The sequence below is a fragment of the Sporolactobacillus putidus genome (genome assembly GCF_014647035.1).
In the GTDB taxonomy this organism is placed as follows: Bacteria; Bacillota; Bacilli; order Bacillales; family Sporolactobacillaceae; genus Sporolactobacillus; species Sporolactobacillus putidus.
This window is the reverse complement of sequence record NZ_BMOK01000006.1, coordinates 22,566-35,188: the sequence shown is the minus strand read 5'-3', so window position 1 is coordinate 35,188 and position 12,623 is coordinate 22,566. Positions and strand designations below refer to the sequence as shown.

13 protein-coding genes are annotated in these 12,623 nt (G+C 48.5%); 10 read left to right on the top strand and 3 right to left on the bottom strand.

The window, feature by feature from the left end; genetic code table 11:
* Window positions 1-111: 111 nt before the first annotated feature.
* The 3 genes from IEX81_RS08510 to IEX81_RS08500 all read right to left on the bottom strand — a co-directional run bounded on the left by IEX81_RS08510 (window position 112) and on the right by IEX81_RS08500 (window position 1,785).
* Window positions 112-876 (bottom strand): CAP domain-containing protein, encoded by a 765-nt coding sequence (locus IEX81_RS08510; RefSeq protein ID WP_188802654.1) that lies wholly within the window; start codon window positions 874-876, stop codon window positions 112-114.
* 292 nt (window positions 877-1,168) lie between these two features.
* Window positions 1,169-1,504 carry a spore coat protein gene (locus IEX81_RS08505; RefSeq protein ID WP_188802807.1) on the bottom strand — a complete coding sequence of 112 codons (336 nt, stop codon included), beginning with the start codon at window positions 1,502-1,504 and terminating at the stop codon, window positions 1,169-1,171.
* The gene (locus IEX81_RS08500) at window positions 1,504-1,785 is read right to left on the bottom strand and encodes a hypothetical protein (protein WP_188802653.1); all 282 of its coding nucleotides are present in this window, start codon (window positions 1,783-1,785) and stop codon (window positions 1,504-1,506) included. The genes IEX81_RS08505 and IEX81_RS08500 overlap by 1 nt, the downstream gene beginning before the upstream one ends.
* 260 nt (window positions 1,786-2,045) lie before the next feature.
* Here IEX81_RS08500 and gcvH point away from each other — a divergent pair, with 260 nt between their 5' ends.
* From gcvH to IEX81_RS08450, 10 genes are all read left to right on the top strand, one after another.
* A complete protein-coding gene (gene gcvH / locus IEX81_RS08495) occupies window positions 2,046-2,435 on the top strand; it encodes a glycine cleavage system protein GcvH (RefSeq protein WP_188802652.1) in 390 nt (129 codons plus the stop codon).
* 310 nt (window positions 2,436-2,745) lie between these two features.
* Entirely contained in the window at window positions 2,746-3,501 is a 756-nt protein-coding gene (gene sigI, locus IEX81_RS08490; RefSeq protein WP_188802651.1) for an RNA polymerase sigma-I factor, read from the top strand.
* A 27-nt stretch (window positions 3,502-3,528) separates the two neighbouring features.
* Window positions 3,529-4,491, top strand: a complete 963-nt coding sequence (locus IEX81_RS08485) for an anti-sigma factor domain-containing protein (protein ID WP_444544687.1) — start codon at window positions 3,529-3,531, stop codon at window positions 4,489-4,491.
* A gap of 420 nt (window positions 4,492-4,911) precedes the next feature.
* On the top strand, window positions 4,912-5,694 hold the full coding sequence (gene sufC / locus IEX81_RS08480; protein WP_188802649.1) for a Fe-S cluster assembly ATPase SufC: 783 nt from the start codon (window positions 4,912-4,914) through the stop codon (window positions 5,692-5,694).
* 30 nt (window positions 5,695-5,724) lie between these two features.
* Window positions 5,725-7,029, top strand: coding sequence for a Fe-S cluster assembly protein SufD (gene sufD / locus IEX81_RS08475; RefSeq protein WP_188802648.1), 1,305 nt, complete (start codon window positions 5,725-5,727; stop codon window positions 7,027-7,029).
* Window positions 7,029-8,249, top strand: coding sequence for a cysteine desulfurase (locus IEX81_RS08470; RefSeq protein WP_188802647.1), 1,221 nt, complete (start codon window positions 7,029-7,031; stop codon window positions 8,247-8,249). The genes sufD and IEX81_RS08470 overlap by 1 nt, the downstream gene beginning before the upstream one ends.
* On the top strand, window positions 8,239-8,694 hold the full coding sequence (gene sufU / locus IEX81_RS08465) for a Fe-S cluster assembly sulfur transfer protein SufU (RefSeq protein ID WP_188802646.1): 456 nt from the start codon (window positions 8,239-8,241) through the stop codon (window positions 8,692-8,694). The genes IEX81_RS08470 and sufU overlap by 11 nt, the downstream gene beginning before the upstream one ends.
* A 160-nt stretch (window positions 8,695-8,854) precedes the next feature.
* Entirely contained in the window at window positions 8,855-10,258 is a 1,404-nt protein-coding gene (sufB, locus tag IEX81_RS08460) for a Fe-S cluster assembly protein SufB (RefSeq protein WP_188802645.1), read from the top strand.
* Window positions 10,259-10,614: 356 nt separating this feature from the next.
* Window positions 10,615-11,991 (top strand): bifunctional metallophosphatase/5'-nucleotidase, encoded by a 1,377-nt coding sequence (locus IEX81_RS08455; protein WP_188802644.1) that lies wholly within the window; start codon window positions 10,615-10,617, stop codon window positions 11,989-11,991.
* Window positions 11,992-12,075: 84 nt separating this feature from the next.
* Window positions 12,076-12,360 (top strand): YunC family protein, encoded by a 285-nt coding sequence (locus IEX81_RS08450; protein ID WP_373292359.1) that lies wholly within the window; start codon window positions 12,076-12,078, stop codon window positions 12,358-12,360.
* Window positions 12,361-12,623 lie beyond the last annotated feature (263 nt).

The window sequence follows — 12,623 nt, the reverse complement described above, 5'->3', positions numbered from 1 at the left end:
TCCCCGAAAAAGCGGGTTGAAAATATGGCACGGAAAAACAGCGCCCCCAATGCTGAAGCACAGTGAGACGCTGTTTTCTATTGGGATATTTGATTATAATGCAGGATTTGATTATCCGATAAATTCCTGAGTCCAGTAACTGCCGTAGGATCCGCCCTGAACATAGCCGACGCCGATCGTTGTAAAGTTGGCGTTCAGAATGTTAGCACGGTGTCCCGGGCTGTTCATCCAGCCATTAACGACTTCTTCTGGTGTCTTTTGTCCGGCGGCGATATTTTCACCCGCGGTTGAGAAGCTGATGCCGTATTTTTTCATCATATCAAACGGGGAACCATAGGTTGGCGACTGATGGTCGAAGTAGTTTTTGTCACGCATATCCGCAGACTTGTCGCGCGCCATCTTCGAAAGAACGCTGTTGTTTGCTTTTAAAGGCTTCAATCCGGCTTTTGCTCTTTCCTGATTCGTCAGATCGACAACCTTCTTTTCGAACGCATTCATCTGGCTGTTGGAAGTGTTCTGCGAGGACGGCTGCGTTGTTTTTTTGGCAGCAGGTTTCTGGGACTGAGCAGGTTTTGCAGGCTGTACCGTTTTTCCTGCTGTGCCGGTTCCGGCCGGCTGGGCAGTCTGATTTCCCGGACATGCCGACCCGGGCTGGCCCTGTGCCGGAGAAAAGTTCGAAGGAACGCCGAACTGTTTCATCATGCCGGTTAACTCAGAGATCTGATTGCTGTTCAGTTTCCAAGAATCAAACGGACTGGAAACAACGATTTGAGTATTGCCGGCCTGCGGCTGGGACGCCGCTTCAGCGTGTCCCGTCGTAACGAACGGCAGAGTGAAAAACCCTGCAAGTGCAACTGCGAGAATCTTTTTCAACATTTTTGTAACTCCCTCCTTGGTTCATAGGTTTCGAGAATATGAGTTTTGTGGAGGGGTAAAATATGAATTACATGATGTTACCAAAATAATGGAAAGGTTAACCTATGAATGGTGCATTAACTATTAAGCTGGAAAACGAACAAACTCATTCAGCATCAGATAGAGAACCGTATGGATCTCCAGTCTGTTTTAATTTTATTTCCAGGGAAATAGGAATTGCCTGTTGAAGAGAGAACGGAAAGAAGCACCGGCCGGATGAGTTCCGAACGGTGCTTCTTATAAACTATCGGGTTTATTTGGGGAACTGCTGCTGAGCGTACTGAGTGAATTGCTGATGCGTCTGCTGTATTTTCTGAGGATCCTGCGACTCAATTTTGTACCATCCTTTGTTAAACATCAGGTTGTATAGGTCGCGCTGGTGATCGCATGTCTGGTCGAGAACGTTTTTGATGTCCTGAAAAAACGATTGATGGCTTGCTTCGTGAAGCGCCTGCACATAGGAAACGGTCATATATTTTTCCGTAAGAAGAAGATCGTTCAGATAATCTCTGTCGTTCATCTGCGGAGTCTTAGGAACCTGCGTCTCCGTGTTTTGAATCGTCGTCGATCGGACCGGCTGCTTTTCCATCATTGCAAGACACCTCCGGTCGTATTTGTTGCCGCCTGAACGTGTTTACCAAGATGATTGAGGATGGTTTGATACTGGCGGATATGAATCTGACATGTACGGTTCATCGCCTGAACCACATCCTGATCCTGACACAACAATGAAAAAGCATGCGCTTTTTTGATGACATCCAGATTCCACGACAGCATGTCCTCAATATAGAGACAATCTTTTGTGGAAAGAATAGCCGGAGGCTGAGCATAATTTGTTGACGTCTGCCCGCCCTGCTGCTGTATGTTCATGTGTGATTCACACTCCTGTGGATTTAATGGGTAACGGGGCTCAATTGTATTATGTCCCTCAGCACTAAAAAAAATTGACTGGAGAAACAATTTAAATGGGATTTATGAACGGTTTGAAAAGATCTGGGCAAAACAAGTGACGATGAAGAAAAATAAACCGCTTATTTTGCTGGTTTTACGATATAATGAGTATGGCGTTGAATTCAATCGAATAGCGTTTGATCTGAATCGATTAGGAAACTAAAAAAGGAGGCAGAAAAATGAATGTACCAAAGGATTTGCTTTATTCGAAAGATCATGAATGGGTAAAGAAAGAAGCGGACGGGAAGGTTCGCGTCGGTATCACGGAATTTGCACAGAAAGAGCTGGGCGACATCGTCTTTGTCGAGCTGCCGGAATCCGGTGAACAGCTGAATGCCGGTGATTCTTTTGGCAGTGTTGAATCTGTCAAAACCGTTTCCGAGCTTTATGCTCCGGTCAGCGGCCAGGTGGCGGAAACCAATGACTCACTTGAAGATTCTCCGGAGCTGGTCAATGAATCCCCTTATGAGAAGGCGTGGATGGTGGAGCTGGAATCCGTCGAACGCGCTGATTTTGATCAATTGCTTGATGCAGAGGCATACGAAAAGTTGATCGGTGAAGACGCCTGATTCGCTTTATTCGTAAACATAAAAAATGGAAAATAGTGCGGGACGCTGCGCATGGATCGCAGGCGTACGTTCATTATAATACTTAAGTAACAACCCTTGTCATCTTTTTGTTACCAGATTGTCGCTTTCATTAAGGTGTGAAAGCATGGTATAAAAGAGACAAGGGTTTTTCGAGCTTATTCGGCAAAAAAAAACAGCAGATTCTTACATTAACAAAAATTTTTGACAATACTCTTCTGAATGATCCGGACATGATATGCTTTGTTCAGGGTGAGATTCACCAGATTAAAGCGAGAGGTGAGGTAGTGTGATGAGCACGAACCAGCTTGCAATGGGCGGAACATATAATTTTCCGCTTGAAACGAACATTTTTAAAGTTCAGCAGGGCGATGAACCCTTGAGAAATTTTATTATCGAATCCTACCAGCCTTTTATTAAAAAGGTTGTTTCAAAAGTGTGCAATCGATTTATCGATCAGACAATGGACGAGTTCAGTGTCGGTATGGTCGCATTTAATGAAGCGATTAACCAGTATCAGAAGGGCCAGGGCAGCAAATTCCTGACTTTTGCCGACATGGTGATCCGCCGCCGTATTATCGACTTTATCCGGAAAGAATCAAGGCAGATGCGCAATATTTATCTGGATCAGGCGGAACCAGGCGATGAGAACGGAATGGAGGAAAGTTTTGTCGAACAGCGAGCGGCTATTGATTATTATGAGGAAAAATGTCAGATCAATGAACGCATGGAGCAAATTGACAGTTATCAGCAGCTGCTGCTGAATTATGGAATCACGTTTGACGTGTTAAGCAAGCACTGCCCGAAACATGCCGATGCGCGTGAGAACGCGAAAATTGCCGCGAAAAAATTAGTGGAGCACAAGACGCTTGTACAGTTTCTGAAGAAAAAGAAACAGCTGCCGATAAAAGATTTACTGCAATTTGTCTCTTGCAGCCGCAAAACCATAGAAAGAAATCGAAAATATATTATAGCGCTGGCGCTGATTTATATCGGCGACTTCAGTGCACTGAAGTCGTATATCGAACCGGAGAAGGAAACGGTTTAACGGCGAACGGAAAGGTGGCGAGGGAGACTGAAAAATCAGGGGATCCTTGTGTCCAGAGAGGGACGTCATGCCATTTTGCTGACCAATGAGGGAGACTTCAGGTCGGTAAAACTCAGGCGGTCGGCCGATATCTCGATCGGACAGACGGTTTTATCTAGGCATCTCTCCCACACTTTTAAGATTTGCAAGTTTTTTCTGACCTCTGTGGTGACGGTGTCCATGTCGTTTCTGTGCCTTCTGCCATTTTCGCAAAGCACAGATGTCGCGGACAGGCCGGTTGCCGCCTATCTCGATTTCGATCTGGCACCAAGTATTGAGGCGACGGTCGATCAGAGCTTTCGCGTGATTTCGGTTCGGCCGTTAAATGAGGATGCCAAGAAAGTTATACCTGATCCGGATTTTTTCAGTGACATGTCATTGAAAAAGTTCAGTTCCATACTGGTCACCCGTCTGAATGAAAAAGGCTATCTGAACAGCGGCTCCCTGTACCTGATTACCGCGGTCTTGACCGGCCGGGTCTCGCACTCCCATCGAGATGCGTTTGACGCAGGACTGATTCAGGCGGTTAAGAGCGGTTCTTCGCAGCTTGTTCAGTCGAGCGGCGTCTCTCTCAGATGGCTACATGCATCACTTGACGGTCGCACTGAAGCGATAAAAAACAGAGTTTCCACGGGGAGATATCTGCTTAGCAGGCAGGCAAACTCTCTGGGCAAAAGCCTTCGCCCGCGTGAGACCGGACCGGGCTCCGAAGCAGGAGAAGACAACCTATTGTTCGTCAATCCGTGGAGTCGGCCTATGAAAGTTAATAGCAGTAACCGTACTCAAGGGGACACGATCAGAAAAATTTTGCTCAGCTCCCCAGAGATAATCCCGCTCGATCTGAATCCATTTAAAACCAGAGAAAAAGCGGGCAATCCTGTTAGCAGCAGCTATCGTTTGGGGAACGCGGCTGCAAAACTCTGGAAAGTGCCGGTAAGCATACAAGCCTGATCGCAGTCGTCTTTATTTCGATTAGCTGAACAAACCGGGCATCTAGCCTGTTCTTCCACTTTTTATGAAAAATCCGCACCTGGCCTTATGGAGCAGGGGCGGATTTTTGTTTGCTAACGAGAGATACTAAACACGGTGCTGTATGATAAGAGCAGATGGATCGGGAACGGGAATTAAAGGTTGTAAACGAAAAATGCAAAAAAGTGACTTTCATTTTTTATCTTTATCGAAAACAGCAGTATAATGATAATCAGACAGAGATAAAGATTCTCAGTCCCCGCTTGGATTCATGGCAAGTATCACTGAAATCATGGGTTGATATCTGTTTACATGTGATATAAGATAATAATGATAATAGATTGAGAATTAATTTCCATTGATTTCAGCCGCATATAGATATTTTGAATTGGAGGTCGGAAAATGACTGTACCGGAGTTAAAAATAAAGGATCTTCATGTATCCGTTGAAGGAAAATCGATTGTCAGGGGATTTGATCTTGAAATAAAAGGCGGGGAAATTCACGCCCTAATGGGACCGAACGGCACCGGAAAATCGACGGTTGCTTCGGCGATTATGGGACATCCGAAGTATGAAGTGACACAGGGAACCGTGCTTCTCGACAGGGAAAATCTGCTGGATATGGCAGTGGACGAGCGCGCACGCGCCGGAATCTTTCTTGCGATGCAATACCCGAGTGAAGTCAGCGGTGTGACCAACGCAGACTTCTTGAGGACGGCGATCAACGGCAGGCGCGGGGAGGGCAATGAAATCCCGCTGATGAAATTCATTAAAACGTTAGATAAAAAAATGCAGATGCTTGAAATGGATCAGGCCTTTGCAGAGCGCTATGTGAATGAAGGTTTTTCAGGCGGCGAAAAGAAACGCAATGAAATTCTTCAGTTGATGATGCTCGAACCGAAATTCGCTATTCTTGACGAAATTGATTCCGGTCTTGATATCGATGCCTTGAAATGGGTTGCCAAGGGCGTCAACTCGATGCGTTCTGAAAATTTCGGCTGCCTGATTATTACACACTATCAGCGCCTCCTGAATTACATCAAACCGGATAAGGTGCACGTCATGATGAACGGCCGTATTGTTAAAACCGGGGGTCCGGAACTTGCACTCCGGCTGGAAGAAGAAGGTTACGACGGCATGAAGGCGGAGCTCGGAATCAAGGACGACGAGACCGTAGAAGCCTGATTGAATGAAGCCAGGGACAGGAGGGACACTATGTCGACACAATTGCAGAGTCTGCCGCTCGGTACGGAAGACATTATCCGTTTTTCTGCGGACAGGAACGAACCGGAATGGTTTACAGATATAAGGCTGAGGGGGCTTGAGCTGGCAGAGGAGCTGCCGCTGCCCAGACCGGAAAAAACAAGAATCGACGATTGGAACTTTACAAACTTCAATTATAAGCCTGAAGGGAATCCGGTATCATTGATACACGATCTTCCCGCTCATATCCGCCGACTGATCGGTGAAGAGAAGGCGGAGAATGTGCTTGTCCATCATAACGGTCAGGCTGTATACAGCAGTCTGGCAAAGGATCTAAAAGATAAAGGCGTTATTTTTACAGATCTGGCAACTGCGATCAAAGAACATGGTGATCTGGTCAGGCAATATTATCTTAAAACAACTACTATTGACAAACACAGACTGACCGCATTGCATGCCGCACTGGTCAACGGCGGATCGTTTCTCTATATTCCGAAAAATGTTGTTGTCGAAAACCCTGTGCAGGCCGTCTATTTTCAGGATGCTCCGTCTTCCGGCCTTGTCGCCCATACGATTGTTGTTGCAGAAACAGGAAGTGCGGTCACCTACGTTGAAAATTATCTTTCTGATGAATCTGTGGGCGACGGTGCCGCCAATCTCGTCAGTGAAGTCACGGTCGGTGAAAATGCCCGAGTCAGCTTCGGCGCTGTGGATCATTTTTCAGCAGGAGTCGTGACCTATGTCAGCAGACAGGCCAATGTCAAAAAAGACGGCAGTCTGCAGTGGGCGCTCGGTCAGATTAATGATGGGAACACGGTCTCGGAAAATGCGACGAACCTTGAAGGCGACGGCGCTTCTGCAGATACAAAAGTGGTGAGCATCGGGAGCGGAACGCAAAAGCAGAATTTTGACAACTATATTCGGCACGTTGGGAGAGCGACGGTCAGCCGCCTGTTCGTCCGCGGCGTGCAGAAAGATGAGTCAAACTCGATTTTCAATGCCCGGACGAAAATCGAACGAGGGGCGTCCCGGGCGGACGGTGAGCAGACCCAGCGCGTGCTGATGCTCAGCGAAAAGGCGCGCGGAGATGCCAACCCGATTCTGCTGATTGACGAATATGATGTTATTGCCGGACATGCGGCTTCAGTAGGACGGGTCGATCCCGAACAGCTCTATTACTTGATGAGCCGCGGCATCAAAAAAGAAACCGCTGAAAAATTGATTGTCGAAGGTTTTCTTGAACCGGTGGTTGATTTGTTGCCTATCGAAGGTGTGAAAAGGCAACTGGCAGAATTAATCGAAAGGAAAGTCGGCTAATGGATACAACATCGATTCGCATGGATTTCCCGATTCTGGATCAGGAAGTCAACGGACACCCTCTCGTCTATCTGGATAATGCCGCTACTTCTCAGAAACCACAATCGGTTATTGATACACTCGTCACTTATTATAAAAGTTATAATTCGAACGTTCACCGCGGCGTGCATACACTGGGGACGCTTGCGACGGACCGTTACGAGGAAGCGCGGGAAAAGATCCGGAACTTTATCAATGCGCGCAGCACGAAAGAAATCATTTATACAAAAGGGACAACAAATTCCCTGAACATGATTGCTTCGGGCTATGGAAGGGCAAATTTGTCGCAAGGTGACGAAATTGTCATATCGCCGATGGAGCACCATGCCAATCTGATTCCGTGGCAGCAGGTGGCTCAAGCAACAGGTGCAACGCTGAAATATTTTCCGATGAAGCCGGACGGCACGCTTGATCTGGAAGATGTGCGCCGGACGATCACAAGTCATACAAAAATCGTTGCCTGCACTCAGGTTTCCAATGTGCTTGGAACGATCAATCCGGTTAAAGAGATTGCCGGGCTTGCCCATGAAAAAGGGGCAATCATGGTTGTGGACGGTGCCCAGAGCACGCCTCATATGTCTGTTGACGTTCAGGATCTTGGCGCCGACTTCTTTGTATTCTCCGGCCACAAAATGCTGGGACCGACAGGAATCGGCATTCTTTACGGCAAACAGGCGCTGCTCGATGCCATGGAACCGGTTGAAACGGGCGGGGAAATGATTGACGAGGTTGACTTCTACAGTGCGACGTGGGCGGAGCTGCCGTGGAAAATGGAAGCCGGCACCCCGAATATCGCCGGGGCCATCGGGCTCGGCTCGGCGGTCGACTACCTGAGTCAGATCGGTATGGACGCGATTAGTGAATACGAGGCGGAACTTGGCAAGGCCGCCTATGCTATCATTTCCAAAATCAGTGGAGTAACCGTCTATGGTCCAAAACAACGGGCGGGGATGGTGTCTTTCAATATTGACGGTATCCACCCGCATGATGTGTCGACCGCGCTTGACGCGGACGGAATCGCCGTGCGGGCCGGCCATCACTGCGCCCAGCCACTGATGCGGCGGCTGGAGTGCGGGTCGACGGTCCGGGCGAGTTTCTATTTTTACAACACACTTGATGAAGTCGAAACTTTGGCCAGGGGAATCAAGGATGCAAAGGAGTACTTCGGTCATGTCATTTAATAATCTCGACCAATTGTACCGTTCAGTTATCATGGATCATTATAAGCGTCCGCATAATCATGGGACACTGGCTGATAAGGACAGCATTACGGTATCTATGAACAATCCGTCCTGCGGCGATAAGATTCAGGTATCGCTCAAAGTGGAGGACGGCAGGATCGTTGATGTTAAATACAGCGGCAGCGGTTGTGCGATCAGTCAATCATCCGCGTCAATGATGACGGATGCCGTAAAGGGGCTGTCCGTAAAAGAGGCTCACGAGCTGGCTTTCGACTTTTCAGAATTAGTTCAGGGACGGGAGCACAATGATGATCTCGAACTGGGCGATGCGGAGGCGCTTCAAGGTGTTTCACAATATCCTGCCCGCATCAAATGCGCGACACTTCCATGGAAGGCCATGGAGAAAGGGCTTCGCGAAGCTACTGAAAACGAGAAAATGAAGTAATTCAACAATTTTGTGAATAATGATAAAATAAGCTTATATTCAGTGAGACACGACTCTTAACCTTCGTCGATAAAACTTTTAAGGGACGTCCTGCTTTAAAGTTGATAGTTCCGGCGCGGCAATGCAAATTTTTCAAACCTTTAAAAGGAGGGATCCTGTAATGGCTACACAGCAGCAGTTGCCTGAAATTGATGAATATAAATACGGGTTCAGGGAAAAAGATGTTTCGGTGTTCCGTACAAAACGCGGTCTGACTGAAGATATCGTCAGGGAAATATCCAAGAAAAAGAATGAACCACAGTGGATGCTTGACTATCGGCTGAAAGGGCTACGCCACTTTTACAAGCGGCCGATGCCGCAGTGGGGTGCGGACCTCGGCGGTCTGAATTTCGATGATCTGACCTATTATGTCAAACCGGTGCAGAATCAGGGCCGGTCATGGGATGAGGTGCCGGACGAAATCAAGAATACATTCGATAAGCTCGGGATTCCCGAAGCCGAGCGAAAATATCTGGCCGGCGTGTCGGCACAGTATGAGTCCGAAGTCGTCTACCACAGCATGAAGAAAGATCTCGAAAAAGAGGGGATCATCTTCTTGGATACGGACTCGGCGCTGCAGAAGCATGAGAAACTGTTCCGGGAGTACTTCGGCAAGGTGATCTCTTTCGCTGACAATAAGTTTTCCGCGTTAAACGCGGCCTGCTGGTCCGGCGGATCATTTGTCTACGTGCCGAAGGGGGTAAAATGCAAGACACCTCTGCAGGCTTATTTCCGTATTAATTCGGAAAGCATGGGACAATTTGAACGGACGCTGATCGTCGTGGACGAAGGAGCATCCGTTCACTATGTTGAGGGATGTACCGCTCCCGTCTATTCAAGCAGTTCGCTGCACAGCGGGATTGTTGAAATCTATGTCCGGAAAAACGCCTACTGCCGCTATACAACCATTCAGAACTGGGCGAACAATGTCTATAATCTTGTGACCCAGCGCGCGATCTGTGAAGAGCATGCGACTATGGAGTGGGTCGACGGCAATATCGGTTCCTGCATCACGATGAAATATCCTTCCGTAGTACTGAAAGGCGAGGGGGCCCGCGGAAACACATTGTCGATTGCGATCGGCGGCCGGGGCCAGAATCAGGACACGGGTTCGAAAATGATTCACCTGGCGCCGAATACGTCGTCGACAATCATTTCCAAATCGATCGCTAAGAACGGCGGCAATGTGACTTATCGCGGAAAAGTTCACTTCAGTCCGAATGCGGTCAATTCCCGGTCACACGTTGAATGTGACACACTGATCATGGACGACAAGTCGACGTCTGATACGATTCCCTATAACGAAGTCCTGAATAAGGATATCTCCCTGGAACATGAAGCGAAAGTGTCGAAAGTTTCCGAAGAACAGCTTTTCTATCTCATGAGCCGCGGCCTTACGGAACAGGAAGCGACGGAAATGATTGTCATGGGCTTTATTGAACCGTTCACTAAGGAGCTGCCGATGGAATACGCGGTTGAAATGAACCGGTTGATCAAGTACAATATGGAAGGCTCTATCGGCTGATCGAGCTGCACTGATCTGAAACAGATCAAGTCCCTTCAATCTTTCAACAGGATTGACGGGACTTTTTTCTGTTTATGCAGGCCGGATAATGGGATGTGCGGGCTTAACGGAATATCTTGAAGGGCGGTCGGAAGAAGCGCTACAATATAAGTTAGGTCTGAAAAATGTTCCTGATTTGTCCGGGCAGGAAAAGATCCGGCTAAAGCGGAATGACTCCTTTAATGAAATAAATCGATGTTTCGAAGATAAACGGCTTGCGGCCGAAGCGGGCCGCCCATTCTTCATAAAGTTTATCCGAAGGCAAGGAATACTTTTGATCGAAGCAGCTTAATGGTGAATGATCGGGAGGTTTTGGATTGATATCGCTCCATTTTTTTCATACGAATGACTTGCACAGTCACTTTGACCACTGGGGAAGTCTTGTGAGCTACCTGAATCTTGAGCGGCATCGGCTGAGGGAGGAGGGTGAGCCCTATCTGACACTGGATCTCGGGGATCATATGGATCGCGTCAACCCAATGACGGAAGGGCTTCTCGGCAAAGGAAATGTCAAGCTGCTCAATGATGCGAATTATGATGCCGTGACCATTGGCAATAATGAAGGCATTACATTTACCAAGGACACATTGAATACGGTCTATAACGACCGAACTTTCGATGTCGTGCTTGCCAACTTGTTTGAGGAAACGGGTGAGCGCCCTGACTGGTGCAGACCGTACGTGATCAAGAATATGGCGGGAGTGAAGGTGGGTCTTATCGGACTGACGGCCGCTTTTTCAAAATTTTACGGGCAGCTTGGCTGGGACATCCGCGATCCCTTTTCTGTACTCAAACCGCTTCTCGAAAAGTTGCGCACGGAAACAGATGTTGTTGTTCTATTGTCGCATGTCGGCCTGCCTTTTGATGAGCGTATTGCCGAAGAGCTGGACGGAATCGATGTGATTATCGGCGCACACACGCATCATGTGCTTGAGCAGGGAATGATCGTCGGCTCGACACTGATTGCCCAGGCAGGAAAGTTCGGCCGTTTCGCCGGGCACATCGTTCTGGAGTATGATGAGAAAAAGCATCAGGTGACGTACAAGGGAGCCGATCTTGTGACCCTCAGGGAAACGCCGGATCAGACGACCGAGGATGAGGTTCGGAGACTGACGGCTGAAGGTAGGGCAAATATGCAGCAGGAAGTGGCGCGGCTGGATCATGCGCTGCCTGTCAGCTGGTTCGAGGATACAGAACTGACCTTGATCATGGCCGATGCGTTAAAAAAATGGTGCCGTGCAGATATCGGACTTGTGAACGCAGGAGTCATCCTTGGTGGTCTGGAAGCCGGACCGGTCACAAAATTCGATGTGCACCATATTTGTCCTCACCCGATCAATCCGTGCAAAGTGCAAGTGACGGGCCGTGAGATTGTCCAGATGATACAGCTCGGACTGAGAAAAGAATTTCAGACATACGCACTCAAAGGATTCGGGTTTCGCGGCAAAGTGCTCGGCAAGCTGGTTTTCAGCAATCTGACGTACGGGACAAGATCGAATGGGGATTTGCAGGAACCCTATGGTGTTCGCATCGGCGGCATTCCGATTCAGATGAATGATCGCTACAGCATCGGCACGATTGATGTTTTCACTTTTGGCACTTTTCTTCCGCCGATTGTCCGGGCGGATCAGCGTTATTTTCTTCCCGAGACACTGCGCGACCTGCTGGCCTGGCGTCTGAATAAACTGGCCTGAGAGGCCGGGTATTTGTCACTCTCCGCCCTTTTTTCCATAGGATAGAAGAGGAGGGAGGCAGTAATAGTGATTAAACTGGAACCGATGATGATTGAGGGGTTGCCTTTTCAGGCGGTCACGGTAAAGTTGCCGAAAACGACGCTGCTTGCGGTTGCGAATCAGTCAGGCTACATTATGTGCGGCGCGCTTGATGTGCGGCTGCTCAACGATCAGCTTGCCGATCGGGGAATCATAGCCGGAAAGGCGGTCGGCGTCCGGACGCTTGAGGAGCTGCTGAACGCGCCGCTCGCCGAAGTGACAGCGGAGGCTGAAAAACGCGGTATACAGGCCGGGATGACCGGCCGAGAAGCGCTGCTGAAAATGGTTTGAGGACCGCGGCAAGAAAAATCTGCACGTTCTGGAAAGACGCATGAGGCGGTTCGCTGCTGATTGGTAGAAATATTGGCTTTTTCAGTCTGTATTAGAAAACTTGGCAAAGCGGGGCCTTTGGCGCAGGCTGAGCCTTAGTTGCGGGGGCCAGGACGGCCTAATGCCGAACGTGCCGCAGGACACGGCGATCTGTTCGGTCCCTTACACCATAATTCTTAAAATTTTTGTACTTTCCTATAGTGTAAAAAAGACTTTTATCCCCT